This window comes from Burkholderia sp. Ac-20345 (assembly GCF_017104825.1).
GTDB classification, from domain to species: domain Bacteria; phylum Pseudomonadota; class Gammaproteobacteria; order Burkholderiales; family Burkholderiaceae; genus Burkholderia; species Burkholderia lata_B.
Map to the genome: position 1 here is coordinate 1 of NZ_JAAGPO010000067.1, position 18,471 is coordinate 18,471.

At 60.9% G+C, this 18,471-nt stretch carries 24 protein-coding genes; 13 read left to right on the top strand and 11 right to left on the bottom strand.

Translation table 11 applies throughout. The features are described 5' to 3' along the window. From G3O06_RS23525 to G3O06_RS23540, 4 genes are all read left to right on the top strand, one after another. The coding region (locus G3O06_RS23525; protein ID WP_205817654.1) for a YadA-like family protein at positions 1 to 2,840 on the top strand (2,840 nt) is incomplete at its 5' end. Positions 2,841 to 2,975: 135 nt separating this feature from the next. Continuing rightward, the gene (locus G3O06_RS23530; RefSeq protein ID WP_205817655.1) at positions 2,976 to 3,266 is read left to right on the top strand and encodes a hypothetical protein; all 291 of its coding nucleotides are present in this window, start codon (positions 2,976 to 2,978) and stop codon (positions 3,264 to 3,266) included. A 3-nt stretch (positions 3,267 to 3,269) separates the two neighbouring features. Further along, positions 3,270 to 3,845, top strand: a complete 576-nt coding sequence (locus G3O06_RS23535; RefSeq protein ID WP_205817656.1) for a hypothetical protein — start codon at positions 3,270 to 3,272, stop codon at positions 3,843 to 3,845. Between the two features lie 450 nt (positions 3,846 to 4,295). Continuing rightward, a complete protein-coding gene (locus G3O06_RS23540) occupies positions 4,296 to 4,613 on the top strand; it encodes a hypothetical protein (protein ID WP_205817657.1) in 318 nt (105 codons plus the stop codon). 609 nt (positions 4,614 to 5,222) lie between these two features. Here G3O06_RS23540 and G3O06_RS23545 read toward each other — a convergent pair. Both G3O06_RS23545 and mobC read right to left on the bottom strand, forming a co-directional pair. Then, a complete protein-coding gene (locus G3O06_RS23545) occupies positions 5,223 to 6,632 on the bottom strand; it encodes a relaxase/mobilization nuclease domain-containing protein (protein ID WP_205817658.1) in 1,410 nt (469 codons plus the stop codon). After that, positions 6,622 to 7,161 carry a plasmid mobilization relaxosome protein MobC gene (gene mobC / locus G3O06_RS23550; RefSeq protein ID WP_205817659.1) on the bottom strand — a complete coding sequence of 180 codons (540 nt, stop codon included), beginning with the start codon at positions 7,159 to 7,161 and terminating at the stop codon, positions 6,622 to 6,624. The genes G3O06_RS23545 and mobC overlap by 11 nt, the downstream gene beginning before the upstream one ends. A 261-nt stretch (positions 7,162 to 7,422) precedes the next feature. On the opposite strand from mobC, the gene G3O06_RS23555 reads away from it, so the two are divergent. From G3O06_RS23555 to G3O06_RS23565, 3 genes are read left to right on the top strand one after another with little or no spacing between them, the layout of a single operon-like run. Next, a complete protein-coding gene (locus G3O06_RS23555) occupies positions 7,423 to 7,800 on the top strand; it encodes a hypothetical protein (protein ID WP_205817660.1) in 378 nt (125 codons plus the stop codon). After that, positions 7,797 to 8,504 carry a StbB family protein gene (gene stbB / locus G3O06_RS23560; protein ID WP_205817661.1) on the top strand — a complete coding sequence of 236 codons (708 nt, stop codon included), beginning with the start codon at positions 7,797 to 7,799 and terminating at the stop codon, positions 8,502 to 8,504. Before G3O06_RS23555 ends, stbB begins: the two co-directional genes overlap by 4 nt. Then, a complete protein-coding gene (locus G3O06_RS23565) occupies positions 8,501 to 8,968 on the top strand; it encodes a hypothetical protein (RefSeq protein WP_205817662.1) in 468 nt (155 codons plus the stop codon). Before stbB ends, G3O06_RS23565 begins: the two co-directional genes overlap by 4 nt. Positions 8,969 to 9,397: 429 nt before the next feature. Here the strand turns inward: G3O06_RS23565 and G3O06_RS23570 are convergent, their stop codons facing one another. The 6 genes from G3O06_RS23570 to G3O06_RS23595 all read right to left on the bottom strand — a co-directional run bounded on the left by G3O06_RS23570 (position 9,398) and on the right by G3O06_RS23595 (position 13,312). Further along, positions 9,398 to 9,982, bottom strand: coding sequence for a hypothetical protein (locus G3O06_RS23570; RefSeq protein WP_205817663.1), 585 nt, complete (start codon positions 9,980 to 9,982; stop codon positions 9,398 to 9,400). A gap of 13 nt (positions 9,983 to 9,995) precedes the next feature. Next, positions 9,996 to 10,346, bottom strand: coding sequence for a hypothetical protein (locus G3O06_RS23575; RefSeq protein WP_205817664.1), 351 nt, complete (start codon positions 10,344 to 10,346; stop codon positions 9,996 to 9,998). Positions 10,347 to 10,368: 22 nt separating this feature from the next. Next, positions 10,369 to 10,656: a hypothetical protein gene (locus tag G3O06_RS23580; protein WP_205817665.1), complete on the bottom strand. Its 288-nt coding sequence runs from the start codon at positions 10,654 to 10,656 to the stop codon at positions 10,369 to 10,371. Positions 10,657 to 10,754: 98 nt separating this feature from the next. Next, a complete protein-coding gene (locus G3O06_RS23585; protein ID WP_205817666.1) occupies positions 10,755 to 11,210 on the bottom strand; it encodes a hypothetical protein in 456 nt (151 codons plus the stop codon). A gap of 63 nt (positions 11,211 to 11,273) precedes the next feature. After that, entirely contained in the window at positions 11,274 to 11,738 is a 465-nt protein-coding gene (ssb, locus tag G3O06_RS23590) for a single-stranded DNA-binding protein (RefSeq protein ID WP_205817667.1), read from the bottom strand. A gap of 719 nt (positions 11,739 to 12,457) precedes the next feature. Continuing rightward, a complete protein-coding gene (locus tag G3O06_RS23595; protein WP_205817668.1) occupies positions 12,458 to 13,312 on the bottom strand; it encodes a DNA-binding protein in 855 nt (284 codons plus the stop codon). A 336-nt stretch (positions 13,313 to 13,648) separates the two neighbouring features. Here G3O06_RS23595 and G3O06_RS23600 point away from each other — a divergent pair, with 336 nt between their 5' ends. Genes G3O06_RS23600 through G3O06_RS23625 form a run of 6 tightly spaced genes read left to right on the top strand, consistent with a single transcriptional unit; the run spans position 13,649 to position 15,721 of the window. Continuing rightward, entirely contained in the window at positions 13,649 to 13,876 is a 228-nt protein-coding gene (locus G3O06_RS23600; protein WP_205817669.1) for a CopG family transcriptional regulator, read from the top strand. After that, positions 13,876 to 14,307: a TA system VapC family ribonuclease toxin gene (locus tag G3O06_RS23605; protein WP_241020210.1), complete on the top strand. Its 432-nt coding sequence runs from the start codon at positions 13,876 to 13,878 to the stop codon at positions 14,305 to 14,307. Before G3O06_RS23600 ends, G3O06_RS23605 begins: the two co-directional genes overlap by 1 nt. Before the next feature lie 52 nt (positions 14,308 to 14,359). Continuing rightward, positions 14,360 to 14,812 (top strand): hypothetical protein, encoded by a 453-nt coding sequence (locus tag G3O06_RS23610; RefSeq protein ID WP_205817671.1) that lies wholly within the window; start codon positions 14,360 to 14,362, stop codon positions 14,810 to 14,812. Further along, entirely contained in the window at positions 14,809 to 15,225 is a 417-nt protein-coding gene (locus tag G3O06_RS23615) for a hypothetical protein (protein ID WP_205817672.1), read from the top strand. Before G3O06_RS23610 ends, G3O06_RS23615 begins: the two co-directional genes overlap by 4 nt. 8 nt (positions 15,226 to 15,233) lie before the next feature. Beyond that, entirely contained in the window at positions 15,234 to 15,494 is a 261-nt protein-coding gene (locus G3O06_RS23620) for a hypothetical protein (RefSeq protein ID WP_205817673.1), read from the top strand. A gap of 2 nt (positions 15,495 to 15,496) precedes the next feature. Continuing rightward, the gene (locus tag G3O06_RS23625; protein ID WP_205817674.1) at positions 15,497 to 15,721 is read left to right on the top strand and encodes a hypothetical protein; all 225 of its coding nucleotides are present in this window, start codon (positions 15,497 to 15,499) and stop codon (positions 15,719 to 15,721) included. Between the two features lie 543 nt (positions 15,722 to 16,264). Here the strand turns inward: G3O06_RS23625 and G3O06_RS49200 are convergent. From G3O06_RS49200 to G3O06_RS23640, 3 genes are all read right to left on the bottom strand, one after another. Next, positions 16,265 to 16,738, bottom strand: a complete 474-nt coding sequence (locus G3O06_RS49200; protein ID WP_241020211.1) for a hypothetical protein — start codon at positions 16,736 to 16,738, stop codon at positions 16,265 to 16,267. 84 nt (positions 16,739 to 16,822) lie between these two features. Next, positions 16,823 to 17,206, bottom strand: a complete 384-nt coding sequence (locus G3O06_RS23635) for a hypothetical protein (RefSeq protein ID WP_205817675.1) — start codon at positions 17,204 to 17,206, stop codon at positions 16,823 to 16,825. Next, on the bottom strand, positions 17,203 to 18,468 hold the full coding sequence (locus G3O06_RS23640; RefSeq protein ID WP_205817676.1) for a hypothetical protein: 1,266 nt from the start codon (positions 18,466 to 18,468) through the stop codon (positions 17,203 to 17,205). The genes G3O06_RS23635 and G3O06_RS23640 overlap by 4 nt, the downstream gene beginning before the upstream one ends. Between the last annotated feature and the right edge of the window lie 3 nt (positions 18,469 to 18,471).

Here is an 18,471-nt window from a genome sequence, read left to right on the forward strand (position 1 = left end):
GCACGCTCTCGGGCGTCGCCGCCGGCACCGCGACGACGGATGCCGTCAACGTCGGCCAGCTGAACACGGTGGCCGGCGTCGCGGCGAACGGTGTGCAGTACGACAACGCCGGCCACACGTCGGTCACACTCGGCGGTGCCGCAGCTGCAGCGCCGGTCGCACTGACGAACGTGGCCGCCGGCACGCTGTCGGCATCCAGCTCGGATGCCGTCAACGGTGGCCAGCTGTTCGCGACCAATCAGGCCGTCACGAACGCATCGACGTCGGTCACGAACCTGTCGAACAGCATCAACGCCGGCACGGTCGGCCTGGTGCAGCAGACCGGCGGCGCACCGGGCAGCGGGCCGATCACGGTCGGCGCACAGACCGGCGGTACGTCGGTCGACCTCACCGGCACGGCCGGCGCACGCACGCTCTCGGGCGTCGCCGCCGGCACGCTGTCGGCGTCTAGCTCGGATGCCGTGAACGGCGGCCAGCTGTTCGCGACCAATCAGGCCGTCACGAACGCGTCGACGGCGGTCACGAACCTGTCGAACGGCATCAACGCTGGCACGGTCGGACTGGTACAGCAGACCGGCGGGGCGCCCGGCAGCGGCCCGATCACGGTCGGCGCACAGACCGGCGGTACGTCGGTCGACTTCACCGGGACGAGCGGCGTACGCACGCTCTCAGGCGTCGCCGCCGGCACCGCGACGACGGATGCCGTCAACGTCGGCCAGCTGAACACGGTGGCTGGCGTCGCGGCGAATGGCGTGCAGTACGACAACGCCGGCCACACGTCGGTCACGCTCGGCGGTGCCGCAGCTGCAGCGCCGGTCGCACTGACGAACGTGGCCGCCGGCACGCTGTCGGCATCCAGCTCGGATGCCGTCAACGGTGGCCAGCTGTTCGCGACGAATCAGGCCGTCACGAGCGCGTCGACGTCGGTCACGAACCTGTCGAACAGCATCAACGCCGGCACGATCGGCCTGGTGCAGCAGACGGGCGGGGCGCCTGGCAACGGCACGATCACGGTCGGCGCACAGACCGGCGGTACGTCGGTCGACCTCACCGGCACGGCCGGCGCACGCACGCTCTCGGGCGTCGCCGCCGGCACGGCGACGACGGATGCCGTCAACGTCGGCCAGCTGAACACGGTGGCCGGCGTCGCGGCGAACTCGGTGCAATACGACAACGCGGGCCACACGTCGGTCACGCTCGGCGGTAGCGCAGCTGCAGCGCCGGTCGCACTGACGAACGTGGCCGCCGGCACGCTGTCGGCATCCAGCTCGGATGCCGTCAACGGTGGCCAGCTGTTCGCGACGAATCAGGCCGTCACGAGCGCGTCGACGGCGGTCACGAACCTGTCGAACGGCATCAACGCTGGCACGGTCGGGCTGGTACAGCAGACCGGCGGGGCGCCCGGCAGCGGCCCGATCACGGTCGGCGCACAGACCGGCGGTACGTCGGTCGACTTCACCGGGACGAGCGGCGCACGCACGCTCTCGGGCGTCGCCGCCGGCACCGCGACGACGGATGCCGTCAACGTCGGCCAGCTGAACACGGTGGCCGGCGTCGCGGCGAACGGTGTGCAGTACGACAACGCCGGCCACACGTCGGTCACGCTCGGCGGTAGCGCAGCTGCAGCGCCGGTCGCACTGACGAACGTGGCCGCCGGCACGCTGTCGGCGTCCAGCTCGGATGCCGTCAACGGCTCGCAGCTGTACGCAACGAATCAGGCCGTCGCGAACGCCTCGTCGTCGGTCACGAACCTGTCGAACAGCATCAACGCCGGCACGATCGGCCTGGTGCAACAGACGGGCGGGGCGCCCGGCAACGGCACGATCACGGTCGGCGCACAGACCGGCGGTACGTCGGTCGACTTCACCGGGACGAGCGGGGCACGCACGCTCTCGGGCGTCGCCGCCGGCACGGCCGCAACCGATGCCGTCAACGTGAGCCAGCTCAATGCAGCGGTATCGGGCGCAACGGCCAACGCTGTTGTCTACGACAGCAGCGCACGGTCGATCGTGACGCTTGGCGGGGTGGGGGCGGCAACCGCGGTCACACTCACGAACGTAGCGGCCGGCGCGCTCGCTGCATCGAGCCTTGACGCGATCAATGGTTCGCAGCTGTATGCGACGAATCAGGCGGTCGCGGCAAATACGAACGCGATCAACGCGCTGTCCAACAGCCTGAACGGGGTACAGAACACGATCAACCGTCTGCCGACGCCGATCACGCCTACGTCCGTGCCTGACTATCTGAAGTATTTCGCGGCGAACTCGTCGGGAGCCGCTGCAAGCGCTTCGGGTAACGAGTCGGTCGCGGCCGGCGGCAATTCGATTGCGAGCGGGTCGAACAGCGTCGCGGTCGGCTCAGGCGCACAGGCCTCCGGTAACGGCGCCGTCGCGCTCGGTGCGAATGCCTCTGCGAAGGGCTCTAACGCGGTCGCAATCGGCCAAGGATCGGTTGCGAGTACCGATACGACGGTTTCGTTCGGCAACAGCGCAGCGGGGCTCACGCGCACGCTGTCGAATGTGTCGGCCGGCGTCGCACCGACTGACGCAGTGAACGTGCAGCAGCTCAATGACTCCGTTTCCAGCGTCCGATCGCAAATCGAGCATGACCGTGCCGACGCAAACGGCGGGACGGCAACGGCGATCGCGATCGCCTCGCTGCCGCAGGCGCCGGCACCCGGCAAGAGTGTCGTTTCGGTCGGCGGTGGGACGTATGCCGGTCAGTCCGCAATGGCCGTCGGTGTGTCGACGTACGCGGGTCGGTGGATTCTCAAGGCATCGGGCTCGACCAATACGCGCGGAACGGTCGGCGCAGGGGTAGGGGCTGGCTACGTCTGGTAATTCGCAGTGTCTCAGCTCCGATGTTGGCTATCGCTCAGCGTTTGGGTGTGCCTCGGATTGCATCGGAGTTCTTTTGCCGGCCGCTTCGGCGGTCGGTTTTTTTTCGCGGACGCGAAAAATGATGAGGATCACACAATGAAACTCAGCACGATAGGTAAGGCGATGTTAGCTGCAGCTTTAGTCGCATCCAAACCCGCAGACGCACAACTTACCGTTACCGTCGCACCAATCGACTACTCCGCAATTTATGCAGTCTATGCACTGCGCGACTGCGCCGGCGTTCGCAGCGTTGAGGCTCTTTCTGCATGCGTCGCGAAACGACAAGCGTCATACGCCCAATGCGGCGCGAAAGAACCAAAGGGCGAGCATTCGCTCACCGACTGCGTAGAGCACTTGACCGACGTATCCAACCCCACTCAGAGGTGAAACATGGAAGATCACTCCCAACGAATCACTGTCGATGCTGATCCGTGGTTGCGTCGCCTTGGCTTGCCGTACTACACACTGGCGATCCTGCGCGATATGCGCATCGATGACGAAGTCGTGCTGTTCGACTACGACGGTCCGTGCATCGTGCCTGGCGGTGACACTCCCGGCCGAGTCGCAGCATTGGTCGAGCGCGTAAAAGGGCAATGGCGGTATGAGGCGCTGTGGATGATCGGCGTCGGTAAATGCAATATGCGTCGGGGAACGATTTGGACTTTCGGGACGTTCAAAGTCGAAAAGGGCCGCCGACTTTCTTGGCCTGAGAAGGACATGGCCGCGATGCGACTATTTGAACGCGTCGTGCGCCTGTCCAATCGCCTCGCGAGGATGGCCCGAGCTTCGGGCGACAAATCTTCGAGCAAGGCGCTAACGCCTTACCCATACCGGAACTACGGCGACGTTCTGGCCGCTGCACCATTTCTCACCACGTTAGTTCCCCCCCCTCGCACTGGCTTGCCTTCGACGTCACTCGCAGCCGGGCAGGATGCGTGCGACATGACATCTCATCCAGAAGGCTAGTGTGGTGCGCACTGGCCTTTGTGACCTCTCAGCTAGTGGTGCTACGAATACGCCCGAGCGCGTTCTCGATTGGGCCGATCGTGCCGTTTCAGAGGCGCGGAAGGCGCTTAACGGCGTGGCCGCGTTTGCTAACGTGTGGCCGTATTCACACGGCGGAACCGAATTCCTTGGCTGCAGTATTCGCGGGAATTCCGGGAGTATTTCGGGGTATGCCGTCACGTTTGTAATCGACCTGGACGCCGACCTGACGTTTGCGTGTGAGCCTCATGTACCGACTATGGGCGATGCGCTGCATATGGTCGGCATCGTCTTGGCGGCACTCGACGCAAACATTGCGGTGGGCCGTCGCGGACAGGAAGTCAATCAGCGGATTCTGCGCGAGCCGCTTGCAAGCGGCCGAACAAATGGGCCTATGCGCTCCGCCGGATCGAACATTCGAAGGAGATAGACATGCTCTTATCAAAATCACGAAAGCAACTGGACGCGATCACGAAGCTATCGGTGCTGCGCGGAACGACCGGCGGTTTGACAAAGCGCATTGATGAAAACCGTGAGCTGCTGGAGCTTCTACTCAACGAAGCTCCAGAATTTGTGGCCGAGCATCGATGGCTTATAGGTTGGATCAAGGCGAATGATTCGTTCTTCACGCAGCTTTCGGAGATTTTGCAAGTGCAGAACCATGACGAGCGCGCGCACAACACACTGGTTCCTCGACCGTGGCCGGTACAGATTAACTCCGGCAGTGCCGTCGAACAGCCCGCCGACTAGCGTGATACGATGCCTCGGACTCACAGAGAGATTCCCATGAATACCCGCAAAACCATGCTTCGCCTCGGATCATTTGTTCTCGCCTCTTGCGCAACGCTCGTCATCGCTGCGTGCGCACCGAACGACAGCAAGGCACAACCGCAGCCCGCACAGGCGGCTGCGGCATCAAGCGCATCAGCGCCTCTGGCGGCGGCACCCACGGGTTCATCAGCGAGCAAGGCAGACTCGGCACGATGCGGTCACGGCGAGCGGCTGGCGAAGTGCGTAGGGGCGCCGCTCAAGATACAGATGGGCGATCCGTCGCTCTTGAAGAAGTCACAGTGATCAATGGAGTACACCGACATGGGAAGCGCAAAGAAATCTGCACCAACTTCCGCGCAACTCGCTGCGTTGGCTGCGAAGCTGAACGACGCACCGGCCGTCGGCAACGACGCGCAGGCTACGCTATGGGAATCGATAGGGCGTGCAACCGGTTGGGCTGCATTGTCGCAAGCGGAGAAGGACGACTACCGCACTCGGCATGACCTACTGAGATAAAACGAGGTTGTGTCAGAGGACAGCAAAAAGCCCGGTTCGCACCGGGCTTTTTGCTTCCTGCCACCGCGACGATCAGCGATCTTCTCCCTTGTCTGGCCCCTTGCGCGGTGACGCCTGCGGATCTATGCCCCGGCCGCTGCCGCCTCTTGTGCGGCCCGCATCGCCAATATCTCCTCGATCGCCGCCTCGCGTCCGTCGCACGTCATGATCTGCGGATCGCCCGCCTGCCATGCGATCACGTGCATTCGCGTGCAGAAGCATTTCAGCAGATCGTTGGTTGTGTGCCACATCGAGGCCGGACACGTTTCGCATGCCGGCGATGGATCGGGTCGGCTCGACGCGTCGAGATTGATCAACACCGGGCTTGCGTACTCCGGCCCGTGCAAGGGCGAGTCCTCTTTCGGTACGTATTTGAGGGGCTTTGAAACGGCTGTAGTCCGGTCGCTCATTTTCTATCTCCGTGCGATATCCAAGCTGTTGGGCCGCGCGATCGCGGCCTTGCTGACGATCGATGCCACGCCCGCGCGCGGTCGCCGCCTGTGGTTGTTTGATGGCCTCCATCGAGCTGACGTACTTCGTCACGTCGACGGCAAGCTGGCGGTCTGCGGCGTCATCCGAGTGTGCGAGCGCGCGCGCGATCTTCTCGTAGCCGGTCATGACTTCGGGGAATGCTGGATGCTGTTGCGGTTCGCGTACCTGCTTCTTGGTGGTGACTCCGCGTTCGCGCATCTTCACCAGTGGGAGCTTTTCGGTCGCGTGCGTACGCCCACGCACCGGGCGCTTGGTCGCGGCCGCCTCGATGCCGTTGTCGCGCAGCTTTCCCGCGAACCGCTCGCGCCACGCCTGCAGGTCTGCCTTTCGGGGATTCAAACGCTTCTGATCGACGTACGAGCGCGCCCGCACGCAAAGGTGGACGTGCGGATGTTCCTCGTCGTCATGCTGCGCCATCACGTAATGGTGCCGGCCGCCGAACTCAGCTGCCGCGAACTCGCGCGCAGCGCGTCGCACCGCCTCGCGATCGGTGCCCGGCGGCATGGATAGAACGATGTTGAATGCTTCCCGCGCACCCACTGACTTTCCGGCCGCATTGCGACGTTCCTCGTCGCGAATGCCATAACCGGAAACCGACCATTCCCGCTTAATCTCGGCAACGTCATCCCGGCCCTTGATAATCTCGCCCGCCTCGTTCTCCAGCTCGACCTGGCCGTTGCGCGAAATGTAGTCCATGTGAGCGCCGATCGACTTCATGCTGCGCCCTCCCCCCGATATCTTGACCATAACCTCGGGGGTTCTCTTGGTCAGAGTGTTGAGCGTCTTTCTTACCTGAACCGCATTGAGTTTCTTTGCCGACGCCCGCGATTGGGATTTACCGGCGTGCGGCTTCCACTTCATCGGGGCCGCAGCACGGCCAGAAACTGGCCCGACAAACATGCGGGAGCCCCATTCCGCCAATATCCCATCGACGTACACCTTAGCTACCATCGGCGCCTCCGATTTTCCAGCGCTCGATATTCATCTGCAGCAGCGACGACACAAGCTCCGTATGCTTCCTAATTCGCTTGCTAATATCATCGATCACATCGAGCCGATAACCAGATACATCAGGCTCAGAATTCAAGCGCTTCGCGATTTGATTCAAATTCCTACCGATCGCCGCAAGCTGGAAATTACTGTCAGCCAGCACCGACATATCAAAGTCGCTTAAATGAGGCTGTCGCGTTAGGTAAATTCGCAGCGCGGCGATTATCCAGCGTTGCGCCGTCTTAAATCCCGCCCTCTCCGCAACTTCCGAAAGCGCCTTCCTCTCCGATGCGGTGAGGCGCAACACCAAACGATCCGTCCCTTCGACCGCTGGCGTAATCGAATACGGAACGACCGCGTTATCGGACGCCGGCATCCCGCCGGCAATAACGTCCGCAACTGCGCGACGTACAACGGCGCTCGGCGTCGTCTCATGCGTGCGGCAGTACGCATCGAGCTGCTGGCGCAACGCGCCCAGGTCGACACTCATGTGGCCACGCCGGCCAGGTGTGGGAACACTCATGGAACATGAATAGCAAGGTCGGGACGACCCAATTATAGCCGATGTGTTACATCGCGGCACCACGTGCCTATCCTGCCCTAGAACAACCGCCTTTATGCTATTCATGTTCCTAGTGTGTTCTTGACGTGTGCTGTTTGCGTGCCTACAGTGTTCCATGAGAGCACGAAACTGTACCGGTAGCGCGAAACGAGCTACCATCAGCATTCCTTTAACGTACAGACACGATCAATGGACAGGGAAGCGTTCGAAAGAACCACCGAACCGGCCGGCAGAAAGTCAAAGCTGGCCCCATATTTGATCGACATTCGAGCGCTGCGCGATGGGGGGTATTCGCTGCAGCAGGTGTTGTCATTTTTGAAGGCGAATGGCGTTGAAATTTCGCTACGCGGTCTAACGGCCTACCTCGCGCGTCACAAAGACGACGAGCCGACTGCATCAGCCGCAACGCGCCGAATAAGAACGACGACAGAAGCGACGACAGGACAAGCGATCGCCGAATCAACACAATCGGAATCGCACGATCCCGCGTCAATTAATCAAGTGCTGGGGCAACCGGTCAATCTGGAAGAATTAGCACGCAGAGCACGAAGGAGCAAAGAAAAATGAAGATCGTTGTAATGAACTTCGCCGGCACCGCAGGCAAAACCACGTTGGTCGCCAATATGTTCAAACCCCGCATGCCGGATGCGAGCGTATTCTCTGTCGAGTCGATAAACATCGATTCGGCCGCGAGCGGCATCGAGGCCGAGAAAATGCGCGGGAAACAGCTCGGCGAATTAGTCGATCAAATCATGGTGCTTGATGATGCGATCGTTGACGTCGGCGCTTCGAATGTCGAGGATTTTGTCAAAGGCGTTCAGCAATTCTCGGGCTCACACGAAGAATTCGACCTGTTCGTCGTTCCGACGACGAAACTGAAAAAGCAGCAAGAGGACACGGTAAATACGATTCGAGCCCTTCGCGCGATCGGTGTACCGAAGAACAAAATCCGCGTCGTATTTAACAAGGTCGATTTGGACGAAACTGTCGAATCGGCATTTCCGGGAATTCTCGCACTGGCGGAGCTGGAGAAAAGTTTCACGCTTCGCGAAAAGGCAGTCGTGTACGAAAACGAGGTGTTCGAGCGCATGAAAGCGGCCGGTACGTCGCTCGGCGCAGTCATGGCCGACGAGACGGATTATCGCGCGCAGCTGCGCACGGCGAAGGACGACGATGAAAAGGCCCGCTGCGTTCAAATGGTCGCGATTAAGCGCCTCGCGGTCACGGCGAGCAAAAACCTTGACGACGTTTTTGCAGAGATCATGCGATGAACAGCAGGCCTCCGACCAATGTGCGCGAAGCCTTGGCGGCTCAAGCTCTAGAGGAAATTGACGGGGCAATCGGCAAGGTCGAGGATCTGACTCTACGCGTCGACCAGCTGGCCGCGACGATTGGCGCGCAGTCGGACGCCCTGGCGGCGTCGGCGCAAAACGTGCGGGAGGCGGTAACGACGTTCAGCGCGCAGGCTAAGACTGAACTGAAAGACTTCCTGCAGGCAGCGGCAAGCAAGACCGCTGACGAACAGCGCGCAGCGCTGCAGGAGGCTGCTAGGGCAGTACTCCGACAGGAAATGGCCGCTCTGCGTCAGGAACTGGGTGATGCTCGATCGGCCGAGAAAAGCGGAACCAGACTCAGTCATTTGTTCGCGGCGATGCTCGTCGCGTGGATTGTCGGTATTGTGATAGCAGCCGGATTGATCGGATTGTTTAAGGTAGGCGGGGCAATTTTCGGATAGGGGGCGCTATGGGCGACTTCGCGTTTGGTTGGATTGTCGGCGGCGCAATCCGCGGTGCCGTAGGCATCGTGGAAAGCGTGATTCTTGCCGCCCGGAATATGGTACTGCGCGGCGTTGGCTGGACGTGGCGCCGACTGGTTCGTCCATGACGGCCGCAACCGTGGCCGTAGTCGTCGTGGTCGCGACAGTTAAAGTGTTCGCCTGCTTGTGGCTGATGGGGAAATTGGTCAAGTTCCTCGCAACGCCATAGCTGCACAGCCGTTCTTGGCAACGAAATAGGGATGCGGTTATCCACCGTCCGCCGCTGGCGGCCCGTGGATAACCGCACCGCTCCCCTGCCTCTTACGGGCCGGTCGCTTCCCTATTTTTCGCGGACGCGAAAAGGGGAAGGCTATGCCTTCCCCTTTTTCTTATGCGCCGTCGACAGAATCAGGCATCACCTCCCGCCTGCTCGTCGGACTGACGATAGTTCAGCATAGCGGTCGCGCCTGGCCCGAGTTCAAATCGCGCGCGTTGAATCTCGGCCTGCCGCTTCTTCACGACGGCTTCGCGATCGGCACGCGCGGCGACCTCACCAAGCGCGGCGGCGCTCACGTAGCCGTGCTGCTCGATCTCGCTCGCGAGGCTCGCTTTGGCTGACTGCTGGATATGCGGGTTCTGCACAATCGCGACGAGCAAATCGTCGGTTGCCTTACCGTCGCGCACAGCAGGCCAATTTTTCCTGTCCGCTAATGCTTCATAGACAATCACCGCAGCAAACAGACACAAGATCAACCACAGGAACCACTGCGCGGCCGGGGCAGCCGACCACGAAGCGCTCTTCCTCGACACCAGAGCCCAAAGCCCTCCGACTATCTCGCCCCAGTGATGCCAGCAGAGATAGATGACTGCGCAAACCAAGGCAAGCACCGCGTAGCCCGCGAGCGCCCTCCTTATCCTATAGCCCCGGTATAGGGGTGAGGCGACGCAAACCGCCTGTATCGTTTCCTCGATGGTTTTCGCGGCATTCATCATTCGTCACCCTCGCTTAAAGAATCGCTGCGTTGAGCACGCAAGCCAAGGCGCAGCACCCAACAAACGCCCACGGGATAACGCTGTACAACGCTTCGCGCATAGGCGTAACGTAGTCATCGCCTTGGCCGAGCATCATCGCCATGCCGACGCCGACCGCCCATACGACGACCATCCCCAAACCAGCAAAGCGCTTCCGCACGAACCCGATTGCGACCGCGATGAGGAACAACGCAACGCCGATCGCCCAAGGCACCGGGGGCATAAATTCAGCGAACGTATCAAGCGACTTCAACGTCATCGCAATCATGCCCGCAACGAAAAGGCCGCCAATGCCGCCGAAGATGAGATTTCCAACCGATCGCATAAGTACCTCGCCTTGTCGTGGGTCAGTGTTTCAAACCGCCAGCAATCTGCCAGCCTGCGAGAATCCAGCATGCAATCGAGACAACAAGGCAGATAACTTGCGCCGACCGCGAGGTGGTCAATCGAACGTTCAAACCGGCCCAGAACGAGCCAAGGCAGCCGAACAGAGTCGCGATTACAACCAGCCAGCCCGGCAGCTCGTTTGCGCTTAGAAACGTCGACATAAGCAGCGGCGACATGATAAGGATGACGCTGGCCATCAGCGGATAGATCCACCGGCGATTCACATCGACCCAAGATGCTTCTTTCATATTAGCGTCCACTTTCAACTCCTTTTCGATTGCTAGATGATGCCCCATCAAGGGCAGACCTGGCCCGCCGAAGCGGGCGCGGTTAGCGAGTGATAACGTCACAACGCGGCGACGCGAACACCGACGTGCCATTTCGCGTGACCGCTGACGGATGCTTGAGCGGCTCGCGACGACTGCGACCATTGGAGGACAATTTCCGGCCCGGCATCGCCCGTGCCGTCATCGTTGATTCGCGCGATTTCCTGCTCGATCTTCGCCTCGATGTATGCCTCGACGGTCGGATACTCAGCGACAAGCTGTACCGCCGCATCATGATCGGCTTGGTTCGTCGTCCACTGACGCCCCGGATAGGGCTGGCCGACTTCGGTTTCAGCATAGTTGCGGTAGTAGTCGTAATTGACCGCGTGCATCTTGCGCTCGGTGACACTGGCTGCACGCTCGCGCGCCTGCACGAGATTCCGCCGACCCAACACGACATGCGTGTAGACGCGTTCGCTGGTTCGCGTTTCGACAGCACCCTCTGCCGTCGTGTAGCTGAATTTCTTCTTGGCCATAATCGCTCTCCTTCCTGTTGCGATGGTGCGTGAGAGGCCCGCCGCAGCGGGCCACATCATCGCTTAGGAACGCTTCGCGCCGCGCCGGGTGGTCTTGGCCGCTGCGGGCGCTGCGCCGGCTTCGCTATCGGTCGGCGGCTGCTCGACGTCGGGCTGCTCCGCATCGGGCTTCGCAGCGTTGCCGCCCGCGTTATGCGCACCGCCGAGCATTTGCATTTCGTCTGCGACGATCTCGGTCGAATAACGGTCTTGGCCGTCCTGACCTTGCCACTTGCGTGTACGCAGCTTGCCCTCGATGTACACCGAACCGCCCTTCTTCAGATACTTCCCGACGACTTCGGCAAGACGCCCGAAGAATGCGACGCGGTGCCACTCGGTGACTTCCTTGACGTCGCCGCTTTCCTTGTCCTTGTAGCGATCCGTCGTCGCGAGACGAATGTTTGCGACTGCATCGCCGCTCGGCAGATAGCGAACTTCCGGATCGGCGCCGAGGTTGCCAACGAGAATGACTTTATTAACCGAGGCCATCTTTCGAACTCCTAAATTAAGTTGACGTTGTTACTTCGTTTGTTACCCGGCCGATCTGCGTCGACCGTGATTCTATGATAGTCGAAACCCTCGATAATGTAAAGCGTTTTATGTTTGCATAAGCGATTTATTTTGCCCCTTTTCGTCCATATGCAGCCGACCCGCAAGCGCCAGGTCGCGAAGCTGCAGACCCCGACCGACCACCCCCTTGCAAGCCAAACAGGGCACGTCCGGCACCGCGGAGTTCATTGCGTTCGCTGCTGTCCCTCGCCCGTGCGGCCCGCAGGGCCGGACGGGTGCGGCGGTAGGGGCCGGGTCGGTAGACCTCGATCGGCGCAGCCGAGCGACCCCGTATCCCGCCGCAGGACAGCGAACGCCCACCGACACCTATCGACCACCGCCTTTCTCAAGCGCAGCGCGCAGCAGCCGGCACGGCTGCGAAGGGCAAGTGGTGGCCTGGAGGGGGGCCGGCTCGCCGGCCAGTCCCGAAGGGACCAAGCGCGAAGGCGCGCGCCCGGATAGGGCATCCCGCTTTTTCGCGTACGCGAAAAATGCCCCGGTTCGATTTTTGACGCTCTCGCACCAAACCGCCTTTCCCACAGCCTCACGTCCGCAAGCGGCCGTGACCTATGGAAAACCGGCCTCTTGCGTGCGGCATGGCCGCCCGGCCGGTTTCCCACAGGCAAGGGCCGTGGAAAAGAGCCGGCCAGATAGGGCCACTAGCGCTTCGTATGCGGTTTAACCGTCGTCGCGAGAGGCACCCGCGATCGAGGCTTAACAGCGGCCAGCCACTGGTTTCGCAGGGCATCTGTCGCCGCATGCGCCTCTTTCGTCGCCGCATGCGCTTCTTTCAACTCCGCTCGCATAGCCGCCAACTCGGCATCCCTCTCATGCTCGCGAAGCCGGTATTCATCGAGTGCTCGCTCGACAGCCTGCCGAGCCTCTAGAGAAGCCTCCAGCTTTGCCGCAGCCACCGCCGAAGCCTGCTCTGCAGTGACGCGAACTGCGCGCTCGACGTCCAAGTCGCGCCGCGCGTCGGCGAGATCCTTTTCGAGCCGTGGCATCGCCTCGAGGCGAAGCAGCGCCTTGGCAAGATCTGTTCGCGCGGACTCAGCTGCAGCCCGCTCCGTAGTTGCGTCTTGGCGAGCAGCATCGCGCTCGGCCTCTACCTGCCCCAACCGGCCGGCCAGCTCCGCTTTTTCGGCGTGAACCGACTCCAGCGAAGCGGTCAGGTTCTCAACGATCAGGCCTTGTCGCTCGGATTCAAGGATGAGATCGGCATTGGCTTGATTGGCGATATCGAGGTCAGCACGCAGCTCGACTCTGCTGCGTTCGACTTCTGCAGCGACGAAGTCGAGCAAGCCACGCTGCAGCGCAGGCGGCAGCGCAACGGGAGTTTCGGCCGGCTTTACCTGCGCGTCCTGCCACGCCTGGAAGAATTTGAGCACGGTAGCCATCGAGCCGGTGCCGAGCCGCTCGCGGATCGCGCGAGCGGTCGGGCGCTCACCGGCCTCGCGAATGCTTTCAGCTGCACGACTGACTTGCTCTTGGGTGATGTTCGGCTCGCGTGCCATAACGTAACTCCGTTTTTTGATGTTACGTTATGTTATGTTACGTTATGAAAATGCGCAAGCTCGTCGTCGTGCGCGCTCCTTGCGACCGTCGCGAGCCGGTCGGGCGCCCGCCGCGCCGCGCAGGGTCGGCGCCGAACACCAAACCGCCTTTCCCACAGCCTCACGTCCGCAAGCGGCCGTGACCTATGGAAAACCGGCCTCTTGCGTGCGGCATGGCCGCCCGGCCGGTTTCCCACAGGCAAGGGCCGTGGAAAAGGCTCGCGCCCGTGGCTTGATGCGTGATGTTTGATGCTATAGTGGTGATGCTTGATGTTTGATGCTTACCGGGAGAATTCTATGCGCACCACTATCGACATCGATGACGACGTCCTCGCCTTCGCGCGGGAGCGTGCGAAGCCGGGTACGACTATCGGGAAGGTAATTTCCGATCTCGCGCGCGCGGCGCTGCAACGCACGACGACCACGCAGACTAGCCGCAACGGACTGCCGATCCTGCCGACCTCGGGGACAGCTCGCACGGTCACGCTCGACTTGGTGAACCAGCTGCGAGACGAGACGCCGTGATGCCGTACCTGCTCGACGTCAATGTACTAATTGCCCTTCTCGATGCCGGACACGTCCAGCACGACGCGGCACACGACTGGTTCGGCCGGGTTGGCGGGAAAGCGTGGGCGACTTGTCCGCTCACGGAAAATGGCGTGCTGCGAATCATCGGCAACACCCGCTACCCGAACACGTTGAACACGCCGGCAGCTGTCGCGCCCTTGGTCGCGCAGCTGCGCGAGCATCCGGGCCATCAGTTCTGGCCGGACGACGTTAGCCTGATAGACGCGCAGTACGTCGACGCGTCCAGATTGCTCTCGTCGGATCAGGTCACTGACACATACCTGCTCGCGCTCGCGCGAGCCCATGACGGCAAGCTGGCGACCTTCGATCGCCGGCTGGTTGTCGACGCCGTGCCGAACGGTGCGCGGCATCTGGAGTTGATCAAGTAGCACTTTCGCAATGCAGTCGATGTATGCCGGCATACGGTCACGTTGGAGGCACATGGATAGCGCAGGCAAGATGTACGCGCAGCAGTTGCTGCGCCGAGAACTCACAGACGAGGCGTCAGAAGCGGAACGATTGGGAGGCGAGCCGTTGCTAACGCCGGCCGTCGAAATCGAGCATCCGTGCGACCGGTTTGCCCGTCAGGCTGGATATGGATCATGGGCGGCGGCGCTCGTCTCGATGCGTGACGGACACATTGCATCTGCTCCGGGGCCACGTATCGGCCCATCGACTCACGACCTGTTTGCGCAGCAGATTCGCGCAGACGGCCTTGTGTCAGTGGTTCATCCCGGCGCATCGCTTGGGCTTGTCTCGGTGGGCCTCCGTGAAAGCTTCCCCGGCGAGATTCAAGCGGTGCTCGATGAAGGGCGACTTCGCTCGGCGGCAGGAAGTGTCTACCTCACCGAATTTTCGCGTACGCGAAAAAATCCCGAAGGGGACAAATCATGAATCCGGATTCCAATGTGTTGTACGTCTACTGCTGCGCCGCTTGCAACCATCGCGGCGAGCTGCATCTAGCGGGCGATTCGCATAATGGCGAGGCCCGCACTTGCACGATCTGCGGCGGCCGGGTAACGCTCGAATGGGATGGTGGCGCAACGTTCGAGACATCGCTCGCGCGAACTGAAGAGAGCGGGCTGACCGATATTGAGATTGCAGCACTCACCAGAATCGCGCCGTTAGAAAAATGGGATCTCGTATGGCAGGAGGATGTGCGTGAATGGCATACGGCCGTCGAATGCCCATGCTGCGACGCTTGGCTGCGCTACGAAGTTAGCGCGCTAGATGATTTTCACTGCACCGAGTGCGATTACGACTGGCTGGACGGACGGCACCAGTTGCCGACGCCCGCGAAGATATGAGGTAGACCATGAAGCACCCTATGCAACCGATCCACGTCGACAGCAAGGGCGTCGTTCGCTTTGTGAGCAACGACCTTGTATCGCGCCTGGTAGACGTCTATCCAGGCGGCTTGGATGCCATAGCATCGACGGCCGGCTCCGTTGACGATCTAGAACAGCTTCTGCAGCTCATAGGCTATTCAGTGAGCGGCTTTGGCGATCAACCCTACGTGCGCCGGGAAGTGATCGAGGAAGCCGACCGAGCAGCGGGAGAAATTGCGAAGGAGTGACGATGGATTGGTTCAACAAAACAAAGCTTGTCTTGCTGGTCGTATACATCGCCGCGCAGGTCATCGGAATCGCAGCGATGGTGCTTGGTTTCGCAAATGTGTTTCCTCAGCTATCGCCAACGATTGGCCTCTTCGGTTGGGGAGTTGCGGTGTACCTCGGCGGCTTAACAGGCACACTTATGATCTGCGCGTTTCACAAAGCTGGGCGCCAGAGACGCTGCCATTGATAACAGGAGTAGCTGCGTGGGCTTATGAGGCACTGACAAGATAAGTATTCTTATCACAACACATCGATTTCACCCACAAACTCAGTCTTTGAACATGATGAAGAGCACTGCGTACGGTACGAGTTTGGAAGGCACCGCGAACGACGTTGCGTTTGCCCTTGCGGTGCTGACGGAAGCCGGGTTTTCGGTCGTGCCACCGTCACCAGTCGATTTCAGAGACGTCGCACGCCGGATGTTAGGCGTCAGCGATGAAGTAGGTATCGAGCACATTGTGACCGCCGTCGCAGACGCACTAGTTGGCACCAAGCAATCATAGACGCCACAAAATACGTATCAAACGATACAAGTGTGAGTGTGTCGTTCTGCTTGTCGGCATGCGAGTGCCGTTTGGGGGCATTCGACTCGCTGACGCTTCATCGCAGCGTGAAACAATAGCGGGAAAAAGCCGTCAATCCCTTGTCCGGATTGGGATAGAAGAGTATTGAGAGAATCGCGCCTCTGTTTCACGGTTTGGCAGGTGGCGCAGCGATCAGGCCGAGTCCGTTACAGCATCGTCGCGCGCGCCAGTTCCTCACGCAGCAGGTGGTAAAACCGAATGAACGGCCCCATCGGGCCGCCAAAATCGCCCTTGTCCGTCACGTTCATGTCGGTCACGCGATACCAGTCCTGAAACTTCTGCAGCGACCTCCTGAGCGTCACAACCTCCAAGATCAGCAAGCGGCCGATGCGTCGCGCCTCGGGATCATGGAACGCGCACCAAAATTCGCGTAGCTCGGCCTCGGTCGGTGCGTCGAACGCCGGCATTCTCGGGACGTGTTTGAGCCCTATGTCGAGAGGAACAACGTTGCGATCGACCTGGGTACGGGTGAGGGGCATGGGAGCGGAAAGGTCGAACTCGGCCGGCCCTAGGAAGTCGGCAAGCTCCCGCCGCGTGAGCGGCGCCCATGTGAGAGTCCGCTTACCGGTATGCGGGCAGGTGTACTCCCACACGTAGGCCCAATTTGGTCGCGGTTTCATGGCATCGCCGGCACTGTATGGATATACAGTCTAACTCAGCCGGCGATGCTGTCGTCAAGGTGCAATTTTCGCGTACGCGAAAATTCAATTCACGCTTCGAATCTTCCCCACGGCATCGCCGGCTTGATAGCCAGGTCGGAGCCGGCCGGACGAATCCATGTAGGTGTGCGTTCGGCTCAGATTGATAGTTCCGTCTGCGGGCGAAACCAGATCTCTGCATTGCTTTCGCTCCAGTTTGATCGTTCCCAAAACGGGCGAAACGTCCATCAAATCGGATCGGGCAGGGGCTGCAGTCTGATAGACGCCATAGTACGAACAGCCATCGCGCGCAGTATCACGCAAGGCAACCACTCTGCCGCTCTCTGCAGCGTCCGGGGCAATTCCAACCATTAGCACTAGATCGGACGCACTTGCAGCGGTTGAAAGAAGCAGCACATACGCGGCAATCACACTCTTTGTTTTGGTCATGTCGATTTCTCCTCGTTGGTATCTGTAAGGCTTCGTTGATGATAGCTCGGGTATCCCGCAGTAAGCCTGAGCTGGTGCGCACTGATGTACGTCTGATAGCACGACGGATCGCTTGCGACGACCGTCCGACCGGCCCGATTGACGCGATACGTTTTCGGCTTGTCGTTATAGATCGTGACGCTATGGTCAAGGATTTTTCCGACGACTACTGCCTTGCCAATATCCTTGTTGAACACGGGATGATGAACGCTGACGATCACGCACTTCGAGCCGACCCGCAACTCATTGCCGTCTACGTCATGGGCGGTGTGCTGCTGCGTGAACCTAACGGGCATCGGGATTGCCGGCCGCTGTTTGACCGGCTCGGGCTCGTCGTCGGCCGCCGTCTCGCTTTCCCCTTCGTCGTCACTTTCGTCCGTCCGAACGCTGTCGTCGTAACAGAGAAGCGGGGTATCAAGCACGTATTGCTTGCCTCGCACGTTGACGACTAGACCTCGATGGCTGCCGCGCTCGTATGCGCCGGCCTCGATCGTGCGGCGTGTCGACTCGTAGGTGTGTTTCGGTTCGAACCATTGTTCAACCGGGCGAAGGCTCCAGCATGTGCCTTCGCGGTAGTCGCGATCGTACGATCCGGCGACGTTGACCCACAGCCGCCCGCGATACGTGAACGGCTTAACGCTCGCCACGTCCTTTGCAAACGCGATTTTGTCGCCGCAGTAAGACGGGCGCCATACGTTCTCAAGCAGTCGAACGTAGCGCATGCCGTCCCTGTAGCTCGGGAGAAAAAAATGGTCGCGGGTCAGCTGGTACATGACCGATCCTCTCGGCTCGCTTTCCCCCCATCGGCGAAACTCGTACCAGCTCGCGGTCAAACTCCCAAAGCCCTCGATGTGGATGCCTGCCGTCCACTGTCGGGGTTCCGTCCGGGTCTTGTACTCCGCACCGTCAGCGCTGCCGGTCATCAAATAGCAGTGGCGACGAAACACATCGAGTAGTTCGCGCGACGGCTTCGCGCAGGCTCCACCGAACAGCTCGCGGCCTTCGTCCTCCTTCCAGCGCCATTTTTCCGAGTCGACAAACTCCCGCGCGGATTCGATCGCGAGCGCCGCAACATCGCGCACGGGTTTCGCGAGCTGCGGGATTACGCGGGTCGCAAGTTCGAACCCTTCCGCGTACCTGGCGCGCGTGAGCCGGCTCGCGGCGTCACGGTTCTCGAATGCCGGCGCGATGAGGGAAAGGGCGAGTTGATTGGTGTTCATCATTGC

Coding starts and splice junctions, on each gene's coding strand:
- G3O06_RS23530 (WP_205817655.1), top strand. CDS start 2,976: ATGAAACTCAGCACGATAGGTAAGGCGATGTTAGCTGCAGCTTTAGTC.
- G3O06_RS23535 (WP_205817656.1), top strand. CDS start 3,270: ATGGAAGATCACTCCCAACGAATCACTGTCGATGCTGATCCGTGGTTG.
- G3O06_RS23540 (WP_205817657.1), top strand. CDS start 4,296: ATGCTCTTATCAAAATCACGAAAGCAACTGGACGCGATCACGAAGCTA.
- G3O06_RS23545 (WP_205817658.1), bottom strand. CDS start 6,632: ATGGTAGCTAAGGTGTACGTCGATGGGATATTGGCGGAATGGGGCTCC.
- mobC (WP_205817659.1), bottom strand. CDS start 7,161: ATGAGTGTCGACCTGGGCGCGTTGCGCCAGCAGCTCGATGCGTACTGC.
- G3O06_RS23555 (WP_205817660.1), top strand. CDS start 7,423: ATGGACAGGGAAGCGTTCGAAAGAACCACCGAACCGGCCGGCAGAAAG.
- stbB (WP_205817661.1), top strand. CDS start 7,797: ATGAAGATCGTTGTAATGAACTTCGCCGGCACCGCAGGCAAAACCACG.
- G3O06_RS23565 (WP_205817662.1), top strand. CDS start 8,501: ATGAACAGCAGGCCTCCGACCAATGTGCGCGAAGCCTTGGCGGCTCAA.
- G3O06_RS23570 (WP_205817663.1), bottom strand. CDS start 9,982: ATGATGAATGCCGCGAAAACCATCGAGGAAACGATACAGGCGGTTTGC.
- G3O06_RS23575 (WP_205817664.1), bottom strand. CDS start 10,346: ATGCGATCGGTTGGAAATCTCATCTTCGGCGGCATTGGCGGCCTTTTC.
- G3O06_RS23580 (WP_205817665.1), bottom strand. CDS start 10,656: ATGAAAGAAGCATCTTGGGTCGATGTGAATCGCCGGTGGATCTATCCG.
- G3O06_RS23585 (WP_205817666.1), bottom strand. CDS start 11,210: ATGGCCAAGAAGAAATTCAGCTACACGACGGCAGAGGGTGCTGTCGAA.
- ssb (WP_205817667.1), bottom strand. CDS start 11,738: ATGGCCTCGGTTAATAAAGTCATTCTCGTTGGCAACCTCGGCGCCGAT.
- G3O06_RS23595 (WP_205817668.1), bottom strand. CDS start 13,312: ATGGCACGCGAGCCGAACATCACCCAAGAGCAAGTCAGTCGTGCAGCT.
- G3O06_RS23600 (WP_205817669.1), top strand. CDS start 13,649: ATGCGCACCACTATCGACATCGATGACGACGTCCTCGCCTTCGCGCGG.
- G3O06_RS23605 (WP_241020210.1), top strand. CDS start 13,876: ATGCCGTACCTGCTCGACGTCAATGTACTAATTGCCCTTCTCGATGCC.
- G3O06_RS23610 (WP_205817671.1), top strand. CDS start 14,360: ATGGATAGCGCAGGCAAGATGTACGCGCAGCAGTTGCTGCGCCGAGAA.
- G3O06_RS23615 (WP_205817672.1), top strand. CDS start 14,809: ATGAATCCGGATTCCAATGTGTTGTACGTCTACTGCTGCGCCGCTTGC.
- G3O06_RS23620 (WP_205817673.1), top strand. CDS start 15,234: ATGAAGCACCCTATGCAACCGATCCACGTCGACAGCAAGGGCGTCGTT.
- G3O06_RS23625 (WP_205817674.1), top strand. CDS start 15,497: ATGGATTGGTTCAACAAAACAAAGCTTGTCTTGCTGGTCGTATACATC.
- G3O06_RS49200 (WP_241020211.1), bottom strand. CDS start 16,738: ATGAAACCGCGACCAAATTGGGCCTACGTGTGGGAGTACACCTGCCCG.
- G3O06_RS23635 (WP_205817675.1), bottom strand. CDS start 17,206: ATGACCAAAACAAAGAGTGTGATTGCCGCGTATGTGCTGCTTCTTTCA.
- G3O06_RS23640 (WP_205817676.1), bottom strand. CDS start 18,468: ATGATGAACACCAATCAACTCGCCCTTTCCCTCATCGCGCCGGCATTC.